At 73.3% G+C, this 23,043-nt stretch carries 25 protein-coding genes; 11 read left to right on the top strand and 14 right to left on the bottom strand.

What is annotated here, in order from left to right:
• Positions 1 to 1,656, bottom strand: coding sequence for an MFS transporter (locus ABD268_RS02420; protein ID WP_344147015.1), 1,656 nt, complete (start codon positions 1,654 to 1,656; stop codon positions 1 to 3).
• A complete protein-coding gene (locus ABD268_RS02415) occupies positions 1,653 to 2,198 on the bottom strand; it encodes a potassium channel family protein (RefSeq protein WP_344147012.1) in 546 nt (181 codons plus the stop codon). Before ABD268_RS02415 ends, ABD268_RS02420 begins: the two co-directional genes overlap by 4 nt.
• Before the next feature lie 115 nt (positions 2,199 to 2,313).
• Here ABD268_RS02415 and ABD268_RS02410 point away from each other — a divergent pair, with 115 nt between their 5' ends.
• Positions 2,314 to 2,799: a DUF7144 family membrane protein gene (locus ABD268_RS02410; RefSeq protein WP_344147009.1), complete on the top strand. Its 486-nt coding sequence runs from the start codon at positions 2,314 to 2,316 to the stop codon at positions 2,797 to 2,799.
• Positions 2,800 to 2,856: 57 nt separating this feature from the next.
• Here ABD268_RS02410 and ABD268_RS02405 read toward each other — a convergent pair whose 3' ends face one another.
• The 3 genes from ABD268_RS02405 to ABD268_RS02395 all read right to left on the bottom strand — a co-directional run bounded on the left by ABD268_RS02405 (position 2,857) and on the right by ABD268_RS02395 (position 6,203).
• Positions 2,857 to 3,093 (bottom strand): hypothetical protein, encoded by a 237-nt coding sequence (locus tag ABD268_RS02405; protein ID WP_344147006.1) that lies wholly within the window; start codon positions 3,091 to 3,093, stop codon positions 2,857 to 2,859.
• Positions 3,093 to 3,371: a hypothetical protein gene (locus ABD268_RS02400; RefSeq protein ID WP_344147003.1), complete on the bottom strand. Its 279-nt coding sequence runs from the start codon at positions 3,369 to 3,371 to the stop codon at positions 3,093 to 3,095. The genes ABD268_RS02405 and ABD268_RS02400 overlap by 1 nt, the downstream gene beginning before the upstream one ends.
• Positions 3,372 to 3,482: 111 nt before the next feature.
• Positions 3,483 to 6,203, bottom strand: a complete 2,721-nt coding sequence (locus ABD268_RS02395) for a winged helix-turn-helix domain-containing protein (RefSeq protein ID WP_344147000.1) — start codon at positions 6,201 to 6,203, stop codon at positions 3,483 to 3,485.
• Positions 6,204 to 6,448: 245 nt separating this feature from the next.
• Between ABD268_RS02395 and ABD268_RS02390 the strand changes: the two genes are divergently transcribed.
• Positions 6,449 to 7,816, top strand: coding sequence for a hypothetical protein (locus ABD268_RS02390; protein WP_344146997.1), 1,368 nt, complete (start codon positions 6,449 to 6,451; stop codon positions 7,814 to 7,816).
• Here the strand turns inward: ABD268_RS02390 and ABD268_RS02385 are convergent.
• The 3 genes from ABD268_RS02385 to ABD268_RS02375 form a co-directional block, all read right to left on the bottom strand.
• A complete protein-coding gene (locus ABD268_RS02385) occupies positions 7,807 to 8,316 on the bottom strand; it encodes an RDD family protein (protein ID WP_344146994.1) in 510 nt (169 codons plus the stop codon). The genes ABD268_RS02390 and ABD268_RS02385 overlap by 10 nt on opposite strands.
• A gap of 7 nt (positions 8,317 to 8,323) precedes the next feature.
• Positions 8,324 to 8,917, bottom strand: a complete 594-nt coding sequence (locus ABD268_RS02380) for a hypothetical protein (RefSeq protein WP_344146991.1) — start codon at positions 8,915 to 8,917, stop codon at positions 8,324 to 8,326.
• A gap of 97 nt (positions 8,918 to 9,014) precedes the next feature.
• The gene (locus ABD268_RS02375) at positions 9,015 to 9,392 is read right to left on the bottom strand and encodes a PLDc N-terminal domain-containing protein (protein ID WP_344146988.1); all 378 of its coding nucleotides are present in this window, start codon (positions 9,390 to 9,392) and stop codon (positions 9,015 to 9,017) included.
• A gap of 202 nt (positions 9,393 to 9,594) precedes the next feature.
• Here ABD268_RS02375 and ABD268_RS02370 point away from each other — a divergent pair, with 202 nt between their 5' ends.
• On the top strand, positions 9,595 to 9,789 hold the full coding sequence (locus ABD268_RS02370; protein WP_344146985.1) for a hypothetical protein: 195 nt from the start codon (positions 9,595 to 9,597) through the stop codon (positions 9,787 to 9,789).
• A 251-nt stretch (positions 9,790 to 10,040) separates the two neighbouring features.
• On the opposite strand, the gene ABD268_RS02365 is transcribed toward ABD268_RS02370, so the two are convergent.
• Both ABD268_RS02365 and ABD268_RS02360 read right to left on the bottom strand, forming a co-directional pair.
• A complete protein-coding gene (locus ABD268_RS02365; RefSeq protein ID WP_344146982.1) occupies positions 10,041 to 10,535 on the bottom strand; it encodes a PH domain-containing protein in 495 nt (164 codons plus the stop codon).
• Between the two features lie 62 nt (positions 10,536 to 10,597).
• Positions 10,598 to 12,190 carry a fatty acyl-CoA synthetase gene (locus ABD268_RS02360; protein ID WP_344146979.1) on the bottom strand — a complete coding sequence of 531 codons (1,593 nt, stop codon included), beginning with the start codon at positions 12,188 to 12,190 and terminating at the stop codon, positions 10,598 to 10,600.
• Between the two features lie 113 nt (positions 12,191 to 12,303).
• On the opposite strand from ABD268_RS02360, the gene ABD268_RS02355 reads away from it, so the two are divergent.
• Complete coding sequence (locus tag ABD268_RS02355) at positions 12,304 to 12,948, top strand: hypothetical protein (RefSeq protein WP_344146976.1); 645 nt, start codon at positions 12,304 to 12,306, stop codon at positions 12,946 to 12,948.
• A gap of 28 nt (positions 12,949 to 12,976) precedes the next feature.
• Positions 12,977 to 13,936: a hypothetical protein gene (locus ABD268_RS02350; RefSeq protein ID WP_344146973.1), complete on the top strand. Its 960-nt coding sequence runs from the start codon at positions 12,977 to 12,979 to the stop codon at positions 13,934 to 13,936.
• Between the two features lie 111 nt (positions 13,937 to 14,047).
• On the opposite strand, the gene typA is transcribed toward ABD268_RS02350, so the two are convergent.
• A complete protein-coding gene (typA, locus tag ABD268_RS02345; RefSeq protein ID WP_344146970.1) occupies positions 14,048 to 15,955 on the bottom strand; it encodes a translational GTPase TypA in 1,908 nt (635 codons plus the stop codon).
• Positions 15,956 to 16,069: 114 nt separating this feature from the next.
• On the opposite strand from typA, the gene ABD268_RS02340 reads away from it, so the two are divergent.
• Positions 16,070 to 16,540: a PPOX class F420-dependent oxidoreductase gene (locus tag ABD268_RS02340; RefSeq protein ID WP_344146967.1), complete on the top strand. Its 471-nt coding sequence runs from the start codon at positions 16,070 to 16,072 to the stop codon at positions 16,538 to 16,540.
• A gap of 70 nt (positions 16,541 to 16,610) precedes the next feature.
• Positions 16,611 to 17,942 (top strand): protealysin inhibitor emfourin, encoded by a 1,332-nt coding sequence (locus ABD268_RS02335; protein ID WP_344146964.1) that lies wholly within the window; start codon positions 16,611 to 16,613, stop codon positions 17,940 to 17,942.
• An 81-nt stretch (positions 17,943 to 18,023) separates the two neighbouring features.
• Here the strand turns inward: ABD268_RS02335 and ABD268_RS02330 are convergent, their stop codons facing one another.
• Positions 18,024 to 18,713 carry an aspartate/glutamate racemase family protein gene (locus tag ABD268_RS02330; protein WP_344146961.1) on the bottom strand — a complete coding sequence of 230 codons (690 nt, stop codon included), beginning with the start codon at positions 18,711 to 18,713 and terminating at the stop codon, positions 18,024 to 18,026.
• Between the two features lie 139 nt (positions 18,714 to 18,852).
• The gene (locus ABD268_RS02325) at positions 18,853 to 19,599 is read right to left on the bottom strand and encodes an SDR family oxidoreductase (protein WP_344146958.1); all 747 of its coding nucleotides are present in this window, start codon (positions 19,597 to 19,599) and stop codon (positions 18,853 to 18,855) included.
• 110 nt (positions 19,600 to 19,709) lie between these two features.
• On the opposite strand from ABD268_RS02325, the gene ABD268_RS02320 reads away from it, so the two are divergent.
• From ABD268_RS02320 to ABD268_RS02305, 4 genes are all read left to right on the top strand, one after another.
• A complete protein-coding gene (locus tag ABD268_RS02320) occupies positions 19,710 to 20,096 on the top strand; it encodes a hypothetical protein (RefSeq protein ID WP_344146956.1) in 387 nt (128 codons plus the stop codon).
• Positions 20,097 to 20,218: 122 nt separating this feature from the next.
• On the top strand, positions 20,219 to 21,478 hold the full coding sequence (gene mshA, locus ABD268_RS02315; protein ID WP_425573661.1) for a D-inositol-3-phosphate glycosyltransferase: 1,260 nt from the start codon (positions 20,219 to 20,221) through the stop codon (positions 21,476 to 21,478).
• Between the two features lie 49 nt (positions 21,479 to 21,527).
• A complete protein-coding gene (locus tag ABD268_RS02310; protein WP_344146954.1) occupies positions 21,528 to 22,031 on the top strand; it encodes a type III secretion system chaperone family protein in 504 nt (167 codons plus the stop codon).
• A 34-nt stretch (positions 22,032 to 22,065) separates the two neighbouring features.
• A complete protein-coding gene (locus ABD268_RS02305; RefSeq protein ID WP_344146951.1) occupies positions 22,066 to 22,695 on the top strand; it encodes a GNAT family N-acetyltransferase in 630 nt (209 codons plus the stop codon).
• Here ABD268_RS02305 and ABD268_RS02300 read toward each other — a convergent pair.
• Positions 22,685 to 23,038 carry a DUF1304 domain-containing protein gene (locus tag ABD268_RS02300; RefSeq protein ID WP_344146948.1) on the bottom strand — a complete coding sequence of 118 codons (354 nt, stop codon included), beginning with the start codon at positions 23,036 to 23,038 and terminating at the stop codon, positions 22,685 to 22,687. The genes ABD268_RS02305 and ABD268_RS02300 overlap by 11 nt on opposite strands.
• Positions 23,039 to 23,043 lie beyond the last annotated feature (5 nt).

The following is a 23,043-nucleotide window of genomic DNA, read 5'->3' as shown; positions in this document are numbered from 1 at the left end:
TCACCCCGTCGGCTCGGGCTCGGTCGGCTCGGCCGCGTACGCCGGCTCCGCGTCCTCCGCCGGCTGCCGGGTCGGCAGGGACCGGGCAACGAACAGGGCCAGCAGCGCCGCCACCGCGAGCATCGCGAGCGCGGCCCGGAGCGCGTCGATGCGGGCATGCTCGTTGTCGTCGATGACCGCCTGGGCAGTGCTGCCCTCGACGCCGGCGTCCCGCAGGCCGGACTCCAGCTGGTCGTTGGAGACGAACGGGACCCCGGAAGCGAGCTCGGTCTCGGCCTGCGCGGCGAGGTCCGCGGGCACGTCGGGGTTGTCCTGGATGCCGGTGAAGAACGAGGAGGTGAGCGCGGAGATGAGCACGGCACCGGCCAGCGCCGTGCCCATCGAGGCGCCGAGGTTGGTGACGGTGTTCTGCAGGCCGCCGACCTCCGGGCTCTGCTCGTCGCTGACGGCCGAGACGGTGACGGCGCCGAGCTGGGAGGCCAGTGCGCCGATGCCGAGCCCGGCGAGCAGCAGCGGCCAGGTGACGACCTCGGGACCCACGCCGATCTCGAGGGACGCCACCAGGGACACCAGGCCCACGAAGAGCAGCAGGAAGCCGATCTGGACGACCCGGCGCGGCGAGGCGTTCGGGTAGAACCGGGGGATGCCCACGGCGCCGAGCAGCAGGGTCACCGACAACGGCATGATCCGCAGGCCGGTCTCGATCGCCGACAGCCCGAGCGCCACCGACAGGAACAGCGGCACCACGAAGAACAGCCCGGCCTGGAGCAGGTACTGGAAGAAGAACGACGTCAGCCCGCTGCGCAGCCGCAGGTTGCCGAGCAGCGCGGGGTCGAGCAGCACCTGCCCGCCGGCGTCGACGCGCCGGCGCTCCCACCCGACGAAGAGGCGCAGCACCACGCCGCCGGCCAGCACCAGCCAGATGGCCGGCGAGAGGCCTATCCACGAGGGGGCCTCCGGCTTCGGGTTCACGAACCCCCACTCCCCGGCGCGCAGGATGCCGAAGACCGCGAGGCCGAGGCCGGCGGCGGACAGCACCGTCCCGACCGGGTCGAGCCGGGCCGAGGGGTCCGGCGGCTGGTCGCTCATCTTCCGGGCCTGCGTCACGATCGCCAGCACCACGACCATCTCGCCGGCGAAGACCCAGCGCCAGGAGGCGTAGGTGGTGAGCAGGCCACCGATCAGCGGGCCGACCGCCACCGCGATCGCCCCGGCGGCGGCCACCAGGCCGTAGGCCCGGGGCCGGTCGGGCCTGCCGAAGTTCGACGCGACCAGGGCCACGATCGCGGGCATGATCAGGGCGGCGCCGATCCCCTCGAGGAGCGACCAGCCGATCAGCAGCCAGGTGAGGTTCTGCGCGAGCGCGGTCGTGAACGAGCCCACGCCGTAGATCGCGCAGCCCAGGGCGAAGGCCCGCTTCCGGCCGAGGATCTGCCCGATCTTCCCGCCGGTGATCATCAGGGACGCCATGACCAGCGTGTAGAGCGTGATCGCGGTCTGGATACCGGTGACGGTGGTGCCGACGTCGTGGGCGACGGTCGCGATCGACACGTTCATCACCGAGCTGTCCAGCGTCATCAGGAACTGGGCGGAGGCGAGCGTGAGGAGCACGGGGCCCGCGGCGGTGCGGGCCGATCCCGCGGTGGTCGTCGTCACGTCCGGCGCTCCTGCCGCTCCATGCCGGTGCGGACCGCCTCGACGACGGCGTGGGCCACCAGCCCGACCAGGACGAGGTCGCCGAGCATCTGGGTCGTCGTCACCGCGCGCGCCGTCTCCGTGGTCGCGGCGATGTCGCCGAAGCCGACCGTCGCGAAGACCGTCACCGTGAAGTACGCCGCGTCCAGGCGGGTCAGCGGCTCGGTGAAGCTCGCCGGGTCGTCGACGCTCATCACGTGGTACGCCGTGGCGAAGACCGCGAAGAACAGCGACAGCGTGACCGACAGCGTCTCCACGGCCCGCAGGCGGGGGTACGCCGACCGGGTGATCTGACGGATCTGCCAGGCCAGCAGGGCCGCGATCAGGGCCAGCCCGGCGAGGAGCCGGAGCAGCGAGTCGCCGTCGAGACGGGTCATCGGCAGCACGAAGTAGCCGACGACGATGCCGCCCGCCACGAGCAGCGAGCGGGCCAGCGAGACCAGGGCGTGTCGACGCTCCGCAGGCACCTGACGCCCGCCGGCGGTCGTCTCCCCGGTGCGCATGCCTCGAGTGAATCGTCCCGGTCTCCGGGGCGTCTCACCCGCAGCGGGTGATGTCACGGGAGGGGGTGCGACGGACATTTGAGTCAAAAGTGCCGACACGAATCAGGAGATCGTGATGTCCGACACCAACCTGGGCTCGTCCACGCAGCAGACCACGGGCGCCGCGCCGGGACAGGCTGCCTACGAGCCTTCACGACACGCGGCCGAGGAGCCGACCGGCTGGGTCGGCTGGATCATGTTCGCCGCTACGGTGATGCTGATGATGGGGACGTTCCACGCGATCGCCGGCCTGGTCGCCATCTTCCGCGACGAGTACTACCTGGTGGGCAAGAACGGCCTGGTGCTCCACGTCGACTACACGGCCTGGGGCTGGACCTACCTGATCGGCGGCATCATCATGGTCGCCGCCGGAGCTGCCCTGTTCGCCGGGCAGATGTGGGCCCGCATCGTCACGGTGGGCCTGGCCCTGGCCAGTGCCGTGCTGAACATGGCGTTCTTCTCGGCCTACCCGTGGTGGTCCGCGATCATGATCACCCTCGACGTTCTCGTGATCTGGGCCGTCACCGTGCACGGCTCGGAGATGAAGGCGGAGCGCGGCTGACCGAGCTCGACGGGACCGGGCGCGCGGGGGCGCGACGGGGCCGGTCCCGCCCCGGCTTCAGGCCAGGACCGTGATGCTCGCGACCTCGAACCCACGCGCCCGCAGGGCCTGGACGAGGTCGGCGAGGTCGCTGTCCTGGCCCAGGTGCGTCCGCAGCACGGTCTGCACCTGCGCGGGCCCCGCCTGCACCGGGAGCAACGCCTCACGCAGCGCGGGTCCGATCTCGCCGCGCACGACGATCTCGTAGTGCGTCGGGCGCTCCCGCCCCGGGACCGGAAGGTCGTCGGCGGCCATCACTGGTCTCCCTGCCCGGAGGAGGACCCGGACGGGGACCCGGCCGCCGGTTGCGCGGGCTCGTCGTCGCCGTCCAGCACGCGCCTGATCTCCAGCACCTCCAGGCCGTGGGCCCGCAGCCGGCGCAGGAACGCCGACAGGGCCGCCTGGTCGTCGAACCGCCCCGACAGCACCGTGGACACGTCGTGGCCGGCCAGCTCGACCTCGCCGAGCTCGTCGAGCACCTCGGTCGTGGGGAGCAGTCCGGTGACGCGGACCTCGTAGGTGTGCTCAGTCATCGGCTCACTCGGGGATCGCGGGTGGTGGGAAGGAGTGCCTCCAGCACAACGCACGCGCGGTCCGGGCGTCCTCACCCGGCGGGGATGATCGGGCCGTCCGGCGGGACGAGATCAGCGGTCGAACAGGCCGAGCTCGCGGGCCCGGCGTACGGCGCTGTTGCGGCGGTTGACCCCGAGCTTGCGCAGGATGCTGCGTACGTGCGTGCGGATCGTGTTGACCGACACGAACATCTTCTCGGCCATCTCCTCGGTCGTGAGGAGCTCCTCGAGGTGCCCGAGCACCTCCTGCTCCTTGGCCGTGAGCGGCTCCACCACGAGCTCGCTGAGGTCGGTGGGGTCCTCGCGGCGCCGGGTCCCCGTGGCGCGCGCGGACGGGACCACCGGCGTACGCCGGGCCGCGGTGCGCGTCGGCTCGGGGGAGATCCGGATGCCGGACGCGGCGGAGGGGCCCGCGAGCCAACGGTGCCGGCTGAGCAGCTGCGGGTTGTCGGCCAGCAGCAGCCGCACGGAGGGCGCGGCCTCGCGGAAGGGGCGTCGTACCTGCTCGCGGGCGGCCAGCCGGAGCGCCCGCTCGAGGAGGGGCGTGGCGTGACGGGGTGACTTGCTCCGGGACTCGCGGACCCCCTCGACCAGCAGCCGGGTGACCTCGACCGGAAGCGGGCGCGCCGTCGTGCGCGCCAGGTCCAGCGACTCCGCCAGGGCGGCCTCCTGGCCCTGCTCGGCATGGGCCGCGGCGGCGACCACGGCGCCACCCAGCCCGTCCTCCGGCTCGATCGCGTCGAGTGCGCGCAGCGCCTGGTCGGCCCGGCCGTGGGCGACCGAGAGCTCGGCCGCCTGGCGACGCAGCCAGCCGGCCAGCCACGGGTCGTGGCCGAGGGCGCGCGTCGAGATCGACTCGAGGCGGGCGGTCACGGGCTCGTCCGGGCCGGAGGCCGCCTCCAGGTGGGCGATGACTCCGGAGGTGACGGTCCGGCAGACCGGGTCGACCAGCAGGCTGCGGCAGGTCCGGGCCGAGGCCAGGTGCTGCCGGGCGGCCGTCGCGTCGTCCCGCTCCAGGGCCACCAGGGCCAGTGCCACGGCCGCCGCGGCGTTCCGGCTCTCGGGGGGCAGATGGGCGTCGTCGGCGAGCGCCACGGCGCGGGTCGCCTCCCGGTGCGCCTGCGTGAGCTGTCCGTCCAGCGCGTCGACCAGGGCCCGGTAGCCGACGACGGCCGCTGCGAAGCGGATCGGCAGGCCGGCGCGCTCGTCGATGCGGGACAGCGCGGCGCGGGCCCGGCCGAGGGCGCCACGGCGCAGCGCGATGATGGCAGCGGCGACCTCGACCAGGGCCTCCAGCTCGGCTCCGGCAAGCGTGGCCGCGGGGTTCCGGGTGGTGTCCAGCTGCGCGCGGGTCTCGTCCACGAGCGCGTCCGCGGTCTCGATCTCGTCGGAGGTGCAGGCCCGGGCCAGGTCGATCAGGGTCAGCGACAGCACGAGGGCTCCACCGTCGGTCGCCTCGGAGGGCACGGACGCCAGGGCGCTGCGGGCGCGCGCCAGCTCGTGGGCGCACGTCTCGGGGTCGTAGGCGGCGACGGCGAGGGCGGCCCGGACCACGCAGGCGTGGGGATCGGAGGCGTCCACGGGGATCCGGCGCGCGATCTCCACGAGCCGCTCGTCCGGGCCGAGGACCAGGCGGACGACCAGGAGGTCCCCGACGAGCTGGCGGGCGGCGTCCACCCAGAGGCCGCCGGCGGCCAGCTGGGCCACCGAGCGGACCGGCATCCCGTGCTCGCGGAGCCAGGCGGCGGCACGCCGGTGCAGGGTCGCGGCCCGCTCCGGGTCCTCGTAGGCGAGCTGGGCGCGCAGCAGGTCCCGGAAGAACGGGAAGTAGCGGTGGCAGCCGGGCCGGTCCGGGACCGGCTCGAGGAACATGTTGGCCCGGGCGAGGTCGGCCAGGCCGTGGCCGGCCCGCGGTCCGGCGAGCACCTCGGCCAGCTCGGGCCACACGATGTCGGGCACGCAGGTGGCCAGCAGCAGCCTCCGGGCCTCCGGTTCCTGGGCCCGGAGGACCTCGGCCAGCAGGAACTCGTTGATGTTCGAGTCCTGGGCGACCACCGAGGCGACTGACCGCTCCGGGTGCTCGTACCGGGCCAGGGCCCGGGCGGCGAAGCGCAGCCCGGCGGCCCAGCCGCTCAGGCGGGCCGTCAGGTCGTGGACGGCGTCGGGGCCCAGGGCCGCCCCGCAGCGGCGCAGCAGCTCGGCGGCCTCGGCGTCGGTGAGGGCGAGGTCGGAGGCCCGGACCTCCACGAGGGTGTCGTCGAGGCGGTAGCGGTAGAGCGGCAGCATCGGGTCGACCCGGGCGGCGAAGACCAGGCGCAGGCGCCCGAGGGTGTGGTCGAGCAGGTACGCCACCTCCGCGGCCAGCTCGGCGGAGCGCAGCTCGTAGCCGTCCAGCACGAGGGTCCACCGCCGCTCCGAGCCGGTGATCGCCGCGGCGAGCGTCCGCAGCCGGGTCCGGCCGAGCAGCAGCTCCGGTTGGGGGCGCGCCATCGCCCTCGGAGGCTCCAGGCCCATCCGGGCCAGGCAGTCGAGCAGCGCCTGCCACAGGCGGGTGTCGTCGTCCTCGAAGGTGACCCAGCCGACGGGCTCGCCCGGCGCGCCCTCGTGCACCCACTCGGCGACGAGGGAGGTCTTGCCGGAGCCCGCAGGTCCGCTCACCAGCACCAGGGGCGCGGACGGCGAGCGGTCCAGCAGCGCCACCAGGCGCGGCCGGTGGACGTGCAGGGCGGGGACCTGCGGTACGCCGTACCGGGCCGCGGTGTGCGAGGTCTCCGCGGGGTCGGTGCCAGCCACCGGGGAAGCTGCTGGATCGGTCGTCACGTCACCCTGCTTCGTCGCTGAACTGGATGTCCCCTGTTCAGACGCTAGGAGCGGCGGGCGGGGCGGATCAGGGAACGAAGGCAGGACCCGTCGGGACCAATGGCAGCGGCGGCACCACCCGTATCCCCAATTCTCATCCCCGTTGCATGAGGCGCGGGGCCGGAGGGCCGTTGGACAGTGGCGCTGGCGTGCGCTGCCCAGACGGAGGAGGACGAGCGGTGAGCGAGACCCAGGACGTCGATGCCCTCCGTGCCCGGATCGCGCAGCTGGAGGCCCAGCTCGCGACTGCCGGCCCTCCGCCCTCGCCCGAGCCGGAGCGTCACCACGTCCGGGGGCTCAGCGTCGTCTCGGGGATCCTGGTGATCCTGGCCTGCGTGCTCGCCCCGCTCTCGGTGACGTCGGTGTGGGCCGACCGGGTCATCTCCGACACCGACCAGTACGTCAAGACCGTGGACCCGCTCATCGACGACCCCGGCGTCCAGGCCGCGCTGACCGACGAGGTGACCCGGGCGGTGCTGGACAACCTCGACCTCGAGCGGGTCACCCGGGTGGCGCTGGACGCGCTGGCCCAGCAGGACCGGGTGCCGCCCGGGGTGGCGGCGGCGGTCCCCGGCCTCCAGGCCGCCCTCCTGAACGGCATCAACGGCTTCGTCCACGACCAGGTGGCGGCGATCATCGCCAGCGACCGGTTCGCGACGGTGTGGGACCAGGTCAACCGGACCGCGCACACGCAGATCGTGGCGCTGCTCGAGGGTGACCAGGGCAAGCTGGTGACCGCGCAGGGCAACACGGTGACGCTCAACCTCGGGCCGGTCATCGCCGAGGTCAAGACCACCCTGGTCGACCAGGGGTTCGCGCTCGCCGAGCGGATCCCGGCGGTGGACAGGTCGTTCGTCCTGGTGCAGTCCGACTCGGTGACGAAGGCGCAGTGGGCGTACAAGGCGCTCGAGAAGCTGGGCCTGTGGCTGCCGTTCATCGCCGTCTTCACGCTCATCGGCGGCGTGCTGCTGGCCCGGGACCGGCGGCGCGCGCTGCTGCTCGGCGGGCTCGGCGTGGCCGCCGCGATGATCCTGCTCGGCGCCGCCCTCGCGGTGGCGCGGACGTGGTACGTCAACGAGACACCCGCCGACGTGCTGACCCCGACCGCGGCCGGCAGCGTGTTCGACACGCTCGTCCGGTTCCTGCGCACCGGGCTGCGGGCGGTCGGCGTGCTCGGCCTGGTCCTGGCGCTGGCGGCCTTCCTGTCCGGGCCGTCCACGGCCGCGGTGAGGACCCGGCACGGCTTCACGCACGGCATCGGCTCCATGCGCACCGGCGCGGAGGCCGCGGGCTGGCAGACCGGCCGGTTCGGGACCTGGGTCTACGCCCACCGGCGGGCGCTGCGGCTCACGGCGGCGGGCCTCGGCGGCGTCGTACTGATGTTCTGGAGCCAGCCCACCGCGTGGGTCGTCGTGGGCATCGCGCTGCTGGTGCTGCTCGCGCTGGCGGTGATCGAGTTCGTCGGCCGGCCACCGGCGCCCGCCGGGCCCGCGGCCCAGCCGCCGGACACCCCGTCGGAGCCCCCGCCGCCCGCAGCTCACGTGTGAGGGTGGTCCTGGGCCCCGCGGGGCTGCCAGTCGTAGACCACGGCGGTGCCGAGCACGACGTCCTGGACCGACCGGTTGTCGCGGCCCACGACCACCCACAGCACCCCGATCGGGAGCAGCACCACGCCGAGCGCCCGGAGGGCGGACCCGGTGAGCCCGAGCGTGCGGCCGCCCCGCCCGACGACCCGCAGCCCCATCACCAGGTAGCCGTAGGTGCGACCGCTCATGGTCCAGGCGAGGGTGAGGTAGAGGAAGCTCACCACGAAGGCGGAGGCGAGGCTGAAGACGAGCCCCGCGCGCGGCATCGAGAACCCGCGCGGGTCGACGAGGAAGAGCAGGCCGGCGAGGCCGAAGTAGCCCGCGGCCAGGAGCACGCCCACCACGGCGCCGTCGAGGACGGCGGCGACCAGCCGGGTCACCAGGCCGGCGCGACGGCCCTGGTAGGGGCGCGCCTCGCGGGGGACCGGGGACACCCCACCACCGGCCGTGCCCCCGGACATCGCGGGCTCAGGCGTTCGGCTCGTCGGAGCGGCGCGCGTGCCGCAGCAGCAGCCGGTCCATGGCGCGGCCGACCGCCTGGTCGGCCTCGATGCCCTGCATCCGGACGCCCTTCACCGTCTCGGAGGCCATGGAGCCGGTCGAATCGCGGATGATCTCCGGCAGGTCGACGCCGTCGATCACCTGCTCGGCCAGGGCGACGAGGTCCACCTGGGCGAGCGCGGCGTCCACGACGGCCTTGAGGTCGACCCGGCGCAGCACCGTGCTGGTGAGGTCGATCCGGTCGAGCACCGCCTCCACGTCGAGCCGCTGGGCGACCGCGTCCACGTCGAGCCGCTTGGCGACCGCGTCGAGGTCCAGCCGCTGGGCGACCCCGTCGACGTCGACCCGGCTCACCACGAGGGCGATGCTGCGCTCGTCGAGCTGGTCGAGGACCTCCCGGACCACCGTCCGCAGGTCCACCCGGTAGAGCACCGTCGCGGTGAGGTCGACCCGGTCGAGCACCGCCTCGATGTCCAGCCGCCGGGCGGCCGCGTCGAGGTCGACGCGGCGTACGACCTCGGCGATCAGCTCGTCGAGGAGCCGGTCCAGGGTCCTGGCCACGGACGCCACTGTCGGCCCCAGGACCGTCTGGAGGACCGGTCTCAGGGCCGACAACGGGGACAGCGCGCGCATCGTGGCGGTCGCCGGGTTCGTCACGTCACACGAGCGCCTTCTCCTTGAGCCGCTCGTACTCCGGCTGGGAGATCACGCCCGCATCGAGCATCTTGCGGGCCTGGGCGATCTGGTCGGCCGGGCTCGCCGAGGCGGCGACGTCCCGGATGTAGGCGTCCTGCTGCTTCTTCATCTCCGAGGCGTCGCGCATCTGGCGGTCGGCCATGCCTCGACCGCGGACGATCAGGTAGACCAACGCGGTCGCGAACGGCAGGAAGATCAGGCAGAGGATCCACACAGCCTTGACCCAGCCATTGGTGTCCCGGTCCCGGAACAGGTCCATGAGGATCGAGAACATCACCATCAGGTACGCCACGAAGGCGAAGGAGATCACGATGAACCACACAACGTCCCAGAACGACATCGCAGCGTCCTTTCGTTAGGTCAACGACTGCACTCGAAGTGTCCTCGGGAGGGCTGGTGTCCCGCCTCATCCTGAGCGGACGATCCACGCTCACGCCGTGGGGGTGATGCCACCCGGGCCGCGAGGGTGTGGCATGGGTCGGACAAGGGAGCGGGGAGTGGGTGGACGAGCGGTGGTGGGTGCGGTGAGGTACGAGGTTCACGTGGCAGGGCTGGTCCCCAGCGAACGGCTGGCCGAGGAGGTCGAGGGTCTCGGCGAGGCCGGCGCGGTCGAGCACGAGCTCTGCACGGTGCTGTCCGGGACCTTCCCCGACCAGGCGGCGCTGCACGGGTTCCTGCACCGGCTCTGGGCCCGTCGGCTCCAGGTGGTGCACGTACGTCGCACCCACCACCGCTAGCCCCTCCCCACCCCCGAGCCTGCCGAGTCGGCGCAGTTTCACCCGCCCGCGGTGCCGAGTCGGCGCAGTTGTACCCGCCCGCGCTGCCGAGTCGGCGCAGTTGTACCGGCGGGTGCGGCCGAACAGCGTCAAACTGCGCCGACTCGGCCTGTCCTCGGCGTCAAACTGCGCCGACTCGGCCTGTCCTCGGCGTCAAACTGCGCCGACTCGGCCTGTCCTCGGCGTCAAACTGCGCCGACTCGGGCTCGGGGTCAGCGGTCGCCGATCTGGCGGACCAGCTCGTTCATCCGCAGGGAGACCTGGTGGACCTGCGGGATGTCCTTGAGCACGACCGTGCCCTCCTCGCTGGCGGCCGAGACCCGCAGCGTGCCGCAGCCGACGATGCGGTCGAGGATGCCCTGGTCGAAGGCCACGTCGTTGATCCGGTTCAGCGGGATGTCGCGGCCGGAGCGGCGCAGGATGCCGGTGCGGGTGGCGAGCCGCTCGGAGGTCAGCGTGTAGCTGCGGTTCCACCAGGCGAGCGCCGGCCAGACGCCGAAGACCAGCACCACGCCGGCGAAGGCCACCCAGCCCAGGGTGTCCAGCCAGGCGAAGAACCCGTCATCGGGGCCGATCGCCAGGACGACCGCGAGGCCGACCAGAGCCGCGAGGCAGATCAGGATCGCGCCCAGGAGGTGCTTCCAGTGCTCGTGCATCTCCAGGATCACGGTCTCGCCGGGGGAGAGCTGGTCGGCCGGTAGTCCCATGGCGTCATGGTCGCCGTCCGGGGCCCTGCTGCTCAGGGCCGGAAGTCCGTGCCCGCCGGGGCCTACGGCGTGCCTGAGTCGTCCTGCGCGAGCCCGGCGTGGGCGTCCCGGAGCTCGCGCTTGAGGATCTTGCCGCTCGGGTTCTTGGGCAGCGCCTCGGCGACCACGACGTACTTGGGTGCCTTGTAGTGCGCGAGCACGCCGCGGCTGTGCTCGAGGACGGCCTCGGAGGTCAGCGTGACGCCCTCCTTCGGCACCACGACCGCCGCGACGGCCTCCACCCACCGGGGGTGGCTGATGCCGAACACCGCGACCTCGGCCACGCCGTCGAGCCGGTAGATCGCCTCCTCGACCTCGCGGCTGGCGACGTTCTCGCCGCCGGTCTTGATCATGTCCTTCTTGCGGTCCACGACGTAGAGCCGGCCGGCCTCGTCGACGTACCCGAGGTCGCCGGAGTGGAACCAGCCCTCGCGGAACGCCTCGGCGGTCTTCTCCTCGTCGCGGTAGTAGCCCAGGGTGGCGTGGGGTGAGCGGTGCACGATCTCGCCCACCGTGCCCGCCGGCACCGGCCGGTCGGCGTCGTCGACGATCCGGGTCTCGACGTTGAGGGCCGCGCGGCCGGCCGATCCGGCGTACGCCAGCTGCTCGTCGGGGCCGAGGATCGTCGCGAGCGGGGCCATCTCGGTCTGGCCGTAGAAGTTCCACAGGTCCACGTCCGGCAGCCGGCGCTGGATCTCCTCGAGCACGGCGATCGGCATCGGGGAGGCGCCGTAGTAGCCCTTGCGGAGGCTGGACAGGTCGGTGCGGTCGAAGTCGGGGCAGCGCAGCAGGCCGATCCACACCGTCGGCGGCGCGAAGAACTTCGTGACCCGCTCCGCCTCGATGGTGCGCAGGATCGCCGCCGGGTCCGGGGCCGGCAGGATGATGCTGGTCGCGCCGAGGTAGACGTCGGTGCCGAGGAAGCAGTCCAGCTGGGCGCAGTGGTAGAGCGGCAGCGTGTGCAGCTCGACGTCGTCGGCGGACATGTTGCCGTCGAGGGCGCAGGAGACGTACTGCCACAGCAGCGACCGGCTGGAGAGCAGCGCCCCCTTGGGTCGCGACTCGGTGCCGGAGGTGAACATCATCCGCACCGGGTCGTCGTCGGCGACCGGCACGTACGCCGGGGTGCCGTCGTGGTCGAACCACTCCTGGGCGTCGGTCCAGCCGTCGGGCGTCGCGCTGTCGGTCCGGCGTACGACGACCCGGGTCGCCACGGTGCCGCCGGCGGCCGCGAGCGCCTTCTCGGCGGTCGGCACCAGCGCGTCCTCCACGACGAACGCGGACGCGCCGCTGTGGTCGAGGATGAAGGCGATCTCCTCCCCGCCCAGCATGAAGTTGACCGGCACCAGCACGATGCCGGCCCGGGCGGCCGCGAAGTTGAGCACCGCGAACTGCCAGCAGTTGTGGCACAGCAGCGCCAGCCGGTCGCCCTTGCCGAGGCCGGTCGCGGCCAGGGCGGCGGCGGTCCGGTCGACGACCGCGTCGAGCTCGGCGAAGGTCAGCCGGGTGGGGCCGTCGACGACCGCGAGCTTGTCCGGCACCCGGCGCGCCGTACGCCGGGGCAGGTCGCCGAGGGCCTGCTGCCGCGCCTGCTGGACGAGCTCGTCGAGGGCCATGGGTGTCCTTTCGCCGGTGTGATGCGGGCCACCGTAGCCGCCCGGGTCGCACCGGTCCCTCCCCGTTCGGTCGACCGGCCCCACGGTGCCGCCGGAGGGCCTACCGTGGGCCCATGCGAATGGACTGGATCCCGGCGTCGGCAGCGGCGTTCGTGACGGGGGCGATGGCGCTGACCTTCGGGTCGCTCATGCTCCCGTCGGGGTCCTCCACCGCCGACACCCTCCAGGTGGCCCGGACCGAGGACGGCCGGTGGCTGGCGGCGGCGGTCATCTTCTTCATCGCCTCGGTGGCGCTGACCCTGGGCCTGCCGGCGGCCATGAGCCTGTTCGACCGGCGCGGGCGGACCCTCGGCATGGTCAGTGCGGTGGTCCTGGCGGTCGGCTTCCTGGGCACGGCGGGCTACTCGATGCTGATCGTGTTCTTCCGCGCGATCGCGCTGGAGACGACGCTGACCGGTGCGCAGCTCGACGACGCCGTGCACGAGGCTGGCCTGACGGTGTTCCTCTACGGCTGGATCGCCGGCTTCTACCTCGGCGAGCTGCTGCTGGCGATCGCGCTGCTGCGTGCCGGCACCATCCAGAAGTGGGTGCCGCTCGTGCTCATCGCGCACGTCGCGACGCTGCTGGTGAGCTCGTTCCTGCCGCATTCGATCTCCTCGGCCCTGGTGCTGCTCGTCGCCGTGGGCTTCGCGGGCGTCGCGATCGAGGCGGTCACCCGCGACGCCGAGCAGCGCAAGGCCCTGCCGGTGGGCCTCTGAGCGCCCCGCCCGCCCATAGGGTGTGCCCGTGACGAACGGGGAACAGGCACGCCAGGTCCAGGACGAGCTCGAGGCGGCGCAGGAGGCGGTGGCCGAGCACGCCCGCCTGACCGGACGTGTCCAGCGCGCCCGGGCCCAGGTGGACGACGCGACCGCGGTGCTGGTGCAGGCCCGCTCGGTGCACGGGGAGGAGCGGCGCGACGTCGAGAGGCTCGAGTCCTTCAGCCCCACCCGCATCTGGGCCGGGCTCCGCGGCAGCCGGGACGCCGACCGGGCCCGCGAGCAGGCCGAGGAGCAGGCCGCGGCGTACGCCGTCGCGCTGGCCGAGTCGCGGCTCGCCCAGGCCCGGTCCGAGCACGACGCCGCGGCCGCGATGCTGGCCGCCCTCGGTGACGTGGCCGCCCGCCGCGAGCGGGCCCTGGCTGCGAAGGAGCAGCTGCTCACCGCCTCCGGCGCCGCCGACGGGGTCGAGCTCGGCTCGATCGCCGGCGAGCTCGGCACGCTCCGCTCGCAGCTGCACGAGGTCCGCGAGGCGCTCGCCGCCGCGGGCACGGCCGCGGCCCGGCTGGCCGACGCCGGCGCGCTGCTGGACAAGGCGCGCGGCTGGTCGACGTACGACACCTTCTTCGACGGCGGCATGCTCGGCGACATGATGAAGTACGACCGGATGGACCAGGCCTCGGCGCTGATGCGCGAGGCGGACGCGGCGATGCGGCACCTGTCGGCCGAGCTGGCCGACGTGGGCATGGCCGGCGTGGGCGGCATCGAGGTGACCGGCCTGGTGCGGGCCTTCGACGTCTGGTTCGACAACATCTTCAGCGACTGGTCGGTGCGCAACCGGATCACCGAGGCCGCCGGGCGCACCGGGGCGGCGGCCGCCGCCGTGCAGCGGGTGCGGGCCGGGCTGACCGCGCGGGCGGCCGCGCTGACCGGCGCCGAGGCCCGGCTCGCGGCCCGGCGCGAGGAGCTCCTGCTCGACGCGGCCTGAACCTGAATCCAGCGCTCTCCGCCTGCTGCGCGGGCGGCCATCGGTGGGTCCAGGCTGAGACGACGAAGACCGCCGCCCAGCCTGGCCGGGCGGCGGTCTGCGTGGTGGTGACTACTTGGCCTTGCGGGCGCGGGAGGCGATCTTGGCGCGCTCGTTCTGGTCGAGAATGACCTTGCGGATCCGGACCGACTCCGGGGTGACCTCGACGCACTCGTCGTCGCGGCAGAACTCCAGGCACTGCTCCAGCGACAGCTTCTTCGGCGGGATCAGCTTCTCGAAGTTGTCGGAGGTGGCGGACCGGATGTTGGTCTGCTGCTTCTCCTTGGTGATGTTGACGTCCATGTCGTCGGCGCGGGAGTTCTCGCCGACGATCATGCCCTCGTAGACCTCGGTGGTCGGCTCCACGAACATCACGCCGCGCTCCTGCAGCGAGGTCATCGCGTACGCCGTCGCGGCACCCTTGCGGTCGGCGACCAGCGAGCCGTTGTTGCGGCTGCGGATCTCGCCGGCCCACGGCTCGTAGCCCTCGGAGATGTGGTGGGCGATGCCGGTGCCGCGGGTGTCGGTGAGGAACTCGGTGCGGAAGCCGATCAGGCCACGGGCGGGGACCAGGAACTCCATCCGGACCCAGCCGGTGCCGTGGTTGGTCATCTGCTCCATGCGGCCCTTGCGGGTGGCCAGCAGCTCGGTGATCGCGCCGAGGTACTCCTCCGGCGCGTCGATGGTCAGGCGCTCGACGGGCTCGTGGACCTTGCCGTCGACCTCCTTGGTGACCACCTGCGGCTTGCCGACGGTCAGCTCGAAGCCCTCGCGGCGCATCTGCTCGACCAGGATCGCCAGCGCCAGCTCGCCGCGGCCCTGCACCTCCCAGGCGTCGGGACGCTCGGTCGGGAGGATGCGCAGCGACACGTTGCCGACCAGCTCGGAGTCGAGACGGTCCTTGACCAGGCGGGCGGTGACCTTGGAGCCCTTGATCCGGCCGACCAGCGGGGAGGTGTTGGTGCCGATGGTCATCGAGATAGCCGGCTCGTCGACGTGGATCAGCGGCAGCGCGACCGGGTTCTCCGGGTCGGCCAGCGTCTCGCCGATGGTGATGTCCGGGATGCCCGCGATCGCGACGATGTCGCCGGGGCCGGCGGACTCGCCGGGCTTGCGCTCGAGGCCCTCGGTGACGAGGAGCTCGGTGATCCGGACGTTCTTGACGTCGCCGTTGCGGCGCATCCACGCCACCGTCTGGCCCTTCTTCAGGTTGCCCTGGTGGATGCGGAGCAGCGCGAGGCGGCCGAGGAACGGCGAGGAGTCGAGGTTGGTGACGTGCGCCTGCAGCGGTGCGCCCTCGTCGTACGTCGGGGCCGGGATCGTCTCGAGGATCGTCTTGAACAGCGGCTCGAGGTCGGGGGAGTCCGGCAGCTCGCCGTTCTCGGGCTGCTCGAGGCCGGCGACGCCGGCGCGGCCGGAGGCGTAGACGACCGGGAAGTCGAGCGCGTCCTGGCTGTGGTGCTCGTCGAGCAGGTCCATGAACAGCTCGTAGGTCTCGTCGACGACCTCGGCGATGCGGGCGTCACCGCGGTCGGTCTTGTTGACCACGAGGATCACCGGCATGTCGGCGTTGAGCGCCTTGCGCAGCACGAAGCGGGTCTGCGGCAGTGGGCCCTCGGAGGCGTCGACGAGCAGCACGATGCCGTCGACCATCGACAGGCCGCGCTCGACCTCGCCACCGAAGTCGGCGTGGCCGGGGGTGTCGATGATGTTGATCGTCATCGGCTCGCCACCGGCGGCGGGGCCGGCGTAGTGGACCGCGGTGTTCTTGGCGAGGATCGTGATGCCCTTCTCGCGCTCCAGGTCACCGGAGTCCATGACGCGCTCGGCGACGCTCTCGGCCTGGTGGGCGGTGAAGGCGCCGGCCTGGCGGAGCATGGCGTCGACCAGCGTGGTCTTGCCGTGGTCGACGTGCGCGACGATGGCGACGTTGCGCAGGTCGTTGCGCTTGGTCCCAGCAGATTGGGCAGGGGCAGTCATGGAGGTACGGCGTCACTTTCGGTGGCGAGTGGGTTCAGGGCCCAGAGGGCCCCGGCGAGTCTACGGGGAGCCGGCGCCCCGGCCCGCATCGTGACCGGTCGTAGGGTGACGGGCATGGCCACCATCGCGACCACCGACCGGGTCGACCGCGACCAGCTGCTCGACTTCGTCCGCCCCCGCCACCGGATGACGCTGATGACCCTGCGCCGCGACGGGCGGCCCCAGGTCTCGCCCGTGACCGGCGGCGTGGACGCCGAGGGCCGTCTCGTCATCTCCACCTATCCCCAGCGGGCGAAGGCGGTGAACCTGCGCCGCGACCCGCGAGCCACCGTGCTCGTGCACTCCGACGAGTGGAACGGGCCCTACGTCCAGGTCGACGGCACCGCCGAGGTGCTCGACATGCCCGCGCCCGAGGCCGAGGACGCGCTGGTGGAGTACTTCCGCTGCATCTCCGGGGAGCACCCGGACTGGGAGGAGTACCGCCAGGCCATGCGCCGCCAGGGCAAGTCGCTGATCCGGATCACGCCCGAGTCGTGGGGGCCGGTCGCGACCGGCGGCTTCCCGCCGGACCGGGCCCCGGCCTGAGCCACACGCCCCCTACCCGGACCGCGCCAGGGCCCTTGCGGGTGTCGGCGGCGTCGTCTTGTCTGGTCCTGTGACTCTCGGGACCTGCCAGTTCGTGCCGCCCTACCTGCTGCGACACCTCGCCACCGCGCAGGCGGAGGTGTCCGACCACTGCCACGCGACGCTCGCCATCGACGAGCGGATGCGCACCACCCGGCTGGCCCCGCCGGCCGCGCCGCAGGCGCTTGCCGGCCCGGCCGGGCCCGCGTGGACCGTGCACACCGCGCAGAACGGCTCCTCCCTGCCCGGCACCCCGGTGCGCGCGGCGGGCGAGCCGGACTCGGGCGACGCCGCCGTGGACGAGGCGGCGACCGGGATCGCCGGTTCGTTGGCGCTGTTCTCGGAGGTCTACGGGCGCGACTCGTACGACGGCCGCGGGGCGCCGGTGAGCCTGACCGTGCACTACGGGCGCAACTACGACAACGCGTTCTGGGACGGCACCCAGCTGGTGTTCGGCGACGGCGACGGCCGGGTGTTCGGGCGGTTCACGAGGCCGGTGGACGTGCTCGGCCACGAGCTCACCCACGCGGTCACCGAGCACACCGCCGCGCTGGAGTACGCCGGCCAGCCCGGGGCGCTGAACGAGTCGATGTCGGACGTCTTCGCCTCCTGCCTCAAGCAGCGGCTGCTCGGGCAGTCCGCGCTCGAGGCGGACTGGCTGATCGGCGAGGGCATCTTCCTGCCCGGCGTCGCGGCCCGGGCGCTGCGGGACATGGCCGCGCCCGGCACGGCGTACGACGACCCCGCGATCGGCCGGGACCCGCAGGTGGGGCAGATGGCCGACTACGTCGACACCACCGACGACAACGGCGGCGTGCACCTGAACTCCGGGATCCCGAACCGCGCCTTCCAGCTCGCCGCCACGGCGATCGGCGGCAGCGCGTGGGAGGGCGCGGGCGCGATCTGGTACGCCGCGCTGACCGGGGGGCAGGTCGGCGCGCGGACCGACTTCGCGGGGTTCGCCGCCGCGACCGTGGCCGCCGCCGGCGCGCAGGCGGACGCCGTACGGGACGCCTGGGCCGAGGTGGGCGTGACCGCGGGGGTGTCCGGCCCGGCCGCCCCCACCACCCCCGGCCCCGGGTCGGCCGGCACCCGGGTGGCGGTGCGGCGTACCGGCGGCTTCGCGGGCCTGACCATGGCCGGCGAGGTCGACCTGACCGCCGACGACCCCCGCGGCGGCGAGGTCCGCACCCTGCTGGACCGGATCGACCTGGCCACCGTCCGCCGCGGCCTGCCCCAGCCCGACCACTTCGTCTACGACTTCGACCTGCGCGGCCGCCGCGCCGTGGTCCCCGAGCAGCACCTCACCGATGACCTGCGGCGGCTGGTGGAGCTGCTGCTGGAGGGGGGTCGTTCGCGGTGAATTCGGGATAGTCCGGCACGTTCTGGCTGCTCCGGGGGCTTCCGGGACGACCAGAACGTGCCGGACTATCCGGTGGTGTCCTCAGTCGAGGGCGCGGTCGAGGGCCGCCTCGACGTGCAGGCTGGTGCACGGGAAGACCGGCAGCTCGACGTCGGCCTGCTTGATCAGCAGCTCGAGCTCGGTGCAGCCGAGGAGCACCCCGCCGGCACCGGCGTCCCACAGCTCCTCGACGACCGCCACCACCCGGCGCCGGGTGCGGTCGAGCACGTGGCCGTGCACGAGCTCCTCGTAGATCGCGGTGTTGAGCCACTCGTGGTGCTCCGTGGCCGGCACGACCGCGGTCACCCCGTGCGTGGCGAGCCGGTCGGTGAAGAAGCCGTCCTCCATGGCCACCTTGGTGCCGATGAAGCCGACCGTGGTCACGCCCTGCGCGAGGCAGGCCTTCGCCACCACGTCGGCGAGGTGGATCAGCGGGATGTCGACCGCCGCCTCCACCTGGTCGGCGACCTTGTGGAACGTGGTCGTGCACAGCAGCAGGAAGTCCGCGCCGGCGCGCTCCACGCCCCGGGCCGCGGCGGCGAGCAGATCGCCGACCTGCTGCCAGCGCTCCTCGTCCTCGAGGTCGGTGACCTCGGCGAAGTCGACGGTGCTCAGCACCAGCTTGGGCGAGGAGAGCCCGCCGAGCCGCTCCTGCACGCCGAGGTTCAGGTCGCGGTAGTAGACGGCGCTGCTCTCCCAGCTCATCCCGCCGATGAGTCCGATGGTCTGCACGAACGGCAGTCTGGCACGTCCGGCGTGAGACAGGAGGGTGGCTCAGGTCCCGGACGACTGGGTCTCGACCCGCCCGTCACGACCTCCTTCGTCGGTCGCGGGGCTCGCTCGACCTCCACCGCGTCAGGCCTTCGCAGGCTCAGGCCTGGCGGTGGACCTTGTGCTGGGCGGCCTGGGCGCGCGGCCGGATCACCAGCTCGTCGATGTTGACGTGGCTCGGCCGGCTGGCGACCCAGGCGATCGCCTGGGCGACGTCCTCGGCGACGAGGGGGTCGGGGACGCCGGCGTACACCGCGTCGGCCTTCTCCTGGTCGCCGCCGAAGCGGATCGTCGCGAACTCGTCGGTGCGCACCATGCCCGGGGCGATCTCGGAGATCCGGATCGGCTCGCCGCACAGCTCCAGGCGCAGCGTCTCGGTGACGACCTGGGTGCCGTGCTTGGCGGCGGTGTAGCCCGCGCCGCCCTCGTAGGCGATCCGGCCGGCGGTCGAGCCGACGTTCACGATCAGCCCGTCGCCGCTGGCGCGCAGGGCGGGCAGCAGCGCCTGGGTGACGTGCAGCAGGCCGAGCACGTTGACGTCGTACATCGCCCGCCACTGCTCGGGGTCGGCCGACTCGACCGGGTCGGAGCCGAACGCCCCGCCCGCGTTGTTGACCAGCACGTGCAGCTCGCCGCCGACCTCGCGGGCCAGGCCGGCGACGGACGCGGGGTCGGTGACGTCGCAGGCGACCGCCCGGCCGCCGATCTCCTCGGCCAGCGCCTCGATCCGGTCGCGGCGGCGCGCCGCGCAGACCACGTGGTAGCCGTCCGCGGCGAGGGCGCGGGCGGTCGCGGCGCCGATCCCGCTGCTGGCCCCGGTGACGACGGCGGTACGTGAGGTGCTCATGGGTCGATTGTGCCGGGCCCGCCGAACCGGGTCGTCGTGGGCCGTGGTGGGGCGGCCGAGGGCGGTGGCAGACTGACCTGTCGACCACTCGTCCCCCGGAGTTGGAGCACATGGATCTGCACACCCTCGCCCGCCTCGCGGGCCTCGTCGGCGGCCTCTGCTGGGTCGCCCGGTTCGTGATGGACCTCGGCGGCAGCGGCACCGGGGTCGTCGCCGACGGGCTGTACGTCGTCGGGGCGGTGCTGCTGGCTGGCGCCCTGGTCGCCGCCGGCGCCGGACTGGTGAGCACGAGTGCAATCTGGCTGCGCGCGATCGTCGCGGTGGCCTTCCCGCTGCTGGTCTGGTCGGTCCTCGAGGTGCTCCACGAGGGCGGGAACCCGCGGGCCGTCGACGGGGCCTTCGGCGCGGTGGTCGCGGTCGTCGCCGCGGTCCAGCTCACCCGGTCCCGGCCCAAGCGCGAGCGCCCCACCCGCCGCGCCGGCGCGCACGCGCGCTGACCGTCCGCCGGGCTGGGACGGGCCGGTTTCGGGTACCGGTACGGCGTACCTTGCCGCGCCCGGGAATCCCTGAGCCCCCTGCGCGGTTCTGGTTGGTTGGATCAGCTGACGGAAGGGACCACGTGGACCGCATCAGGCGCCTGGCGATGATCAGCCTGCACACCTCGCCGCTCGACCAGCCCGGCACCGGCGACGCGGGCGGCATGAACGTCTACGTGATCGAGCTGTCCCGCCGGCTGGCCCAGCAGGGCATCGAGGTCGACATCTTCACCCGGGCCACCAGCTCCGCGCTGGACCCGGTCGTCGAGGCGGCGGACGGGGTCTCGGTGCGGCACGTCCACGCCGGCCCGTTCGAGGGGCTGACCAAGGGGGAGCTCCCCGGCCAGCTGTGCGTCTTCGCCCGCGAGGTGCTGCGCGCCGAGGCGGCGCAGCCGGTCGGCCACTACGACGCGCTGCACTCCCACTACTGGCTCTCCGGGCAGGTCGGCGCGCTGGCCCGGGACCGCTGGGGCGTCCCGCTGGTGCACACCATGCACACCATGGCCAAGGTGAAGAACGACGCGCTCGCGGCCGGGGACACCCCCGAGCCCGCCGCCCGGATCATCGGCGAGGAGCAGGTCGTCGAGGCCGCGGACATGCTCATCGCCAACACCGACATCGAGGCCAAGCAGCTGATCAACCTGTACGACGCCGAGGCCGGCCGGGTCGAGGTCGTCTACCCGGGCGTGGACCTGTCGGTGTTCCGGCCGCTCGGCCGGGCCGCAGCGCGGGCCGACCTCGGGCTGCCGCCGGACGCGCACGTGCTGCTCTTCGCCGGCCGGATCCAGCCGCTCAAGGCCCCCGACGTGCTGCTGCGCGCGGTCGCCGAGCTGCTCGCCCAGACCCCCGCGCTGCGGTCCCGGCTGGTGGTCCCGATCGTCGGCGGGCCCTCCGGCAGCGGGCTCGAGCACCCCGAGTCCCTGGCCCAGCTGGCCAGCGAGCTCGGCCTCGACGACGTGGTCCGGTTCGTGCCGCCGGTCGCCCAGGCCGACCTCGCCCGCTGGTGCGCGGCGGCGACCCTGGTCGCCGTACCGTCCTACAACGAGTCCTTCGGCCTGGTCGCCGCCGAGGCGCAGGCGACCGGCACCCCGGTCCTCGCCGCGGCGGTCGGCGGGCTGACCACGGTGGTGCGCGACGGCCACAGCGGCCTGCTCATCGAGGGGCACGAGCCGCGCGACTGGGCCGCCGCGCTGCGCCGCGTGATCGAGGACGAGCCGCTGCGGGAGCGACTGTCGCGGGGCGCCCTTGAGCAGGCGCGCCAGTTCGCGTGGGAGCGGACCGCCGAGCGGACCCTGGAGGTCTACGAGCGGGCGTGGTCGTTCATGCGAGAGTCGGTGTCATGAGCACCCCACGAACCTGCTCGCTGCGCTCGCACCTCCGCGGGGACCCCGCGTGACCGACGCCGCCGCCACGATCCGCGACTACCTCACCGAGAACGAGATCGAGTTCCAGGAGCTCGCCGACGGCGTCTTCTCGTTCTCGCTGCCCGGGGAGAAGAAGCTGCAGACCGCGGTGCGCCTCGACGTGGGGGAGCACGCGCTGGGCGTGCACGCGTTCGTGTGCCGCAAGCCCGACGAGAACCACGAACGGGTCTACCGGTGGCTGCTCGAGCGCAACCTGAAGATGTACGCCGTCTCCTTCGCCGTCGACCGGCTCGGCGACATCTACCTCGACGCCCGGCTGCCCCTGGCGGCCGTGGACGCCGAGGAGCTCGACCGGCTGCTCGGCTCGGTGCTCTCCAACGCCGACGAGTCCTTCAACGCGATCCTCGAGCTCGGCTTCGCCTCCTCCATCCGCAAGGAGTGGGAGTGGCGCAAGCTGCGCGGGGAGTCGACGAAGAACCTCGAGGCGTTCCGCGGCTGGCTGGAGACGGGCGAGGAGCCCGAGGTCGGCTGAGCGGGACCCGAGCAGCAGCCCTAGGGTCATCGCCATGGAGTGGCCGCTGTTCGACCTGCGCCTGCGCTGCGGGCCGGTGACGCTGCGCCCGGTCACCGACGCCGACCTGCCGGCGCTGGCCACGATCTTCCCCGACGACTTCGACCTCGACCCGCGCGCCGAGCGGTTCGGCGGCCTCGACGCGGATCGGGACCGGCAACGGCTGTTCGCGCAGGGCATCTGGCGCTCCCGCGGGACCTGGTCCCCGGCCTCGTGGTGCCTGGACCTGGCGGTCGAGCACGACGGCCGGCTGGTCGGGTTGCAGTCGCTGGAGGGGGACGACTTCCCGGTGCTGCGGACCGTGGACACCGGTTCGTGGCTGGCCGTCGCCGTACGCGGGCAGGGCCTCGGGGTCGCGATGCGCAGCGCCGTGCTCGGCCTCGCCTTCGGTCACCTCGGCGCCGTCGCCGCGATCTCCGCCGCGGTCCCGGACAACGCCGCATCGCGGGGGGTCTCGCGCCGGCTCGGGTACGTCGAGAACGGCGTCAGCCGCACCGACTCGCCCGCCGGCGTCGTGGAGCTCCAGCACCTGCGGCTGACCCGGGACGTCTGGGCGGCCCGGGGCCACCGGGTGGAGGTGGCCGGGCTCGGGCCCTGCCTGCCGTGGTTCGGGCTCAGCGGCTGAGCAGCACGGCGGCCAGCGCCACGGCGCCCGGGAGTGCCTGCACCAGCAGGATCCGCCGGTTGACCGTCGCCGCGCCGAAGACACCGGCGACGACGACGCAGCCCAGGAAGAACACCTGCACGTCGGTCCGGTCCGCGACCAGTCCCCACACCAGGCCGGCGACCAGGAAACCGTTGTAGAGGCCCTGGTTGGCCGCGAGCGCCCTGCTCCGCTCGGCGAAGTCGGGATCCAGTCCGAAGATGCGTCGCCCGGTGGGGGTGGTCCACAGGAACATCTCGAGGACCAGGAAGTACAGGTGCAGCGCGGCCACCAGGCCCACGAGCACGTCCGCGACGACGTTCACCGGGC

Source organism: Nocardioides koreensis, assembly GCF_039531775.1.
Lineage (GTDB): Bacteria > Actinomycetota > Actinomycetes > Propionibacteriales > Nocardioidaceae > Nocardioides > Nocardioides koreensis.
Note: the sequence above shows the minus strand (reverse complement) of the source record. Positions and strands in the feature narration are given on the sequence as shown.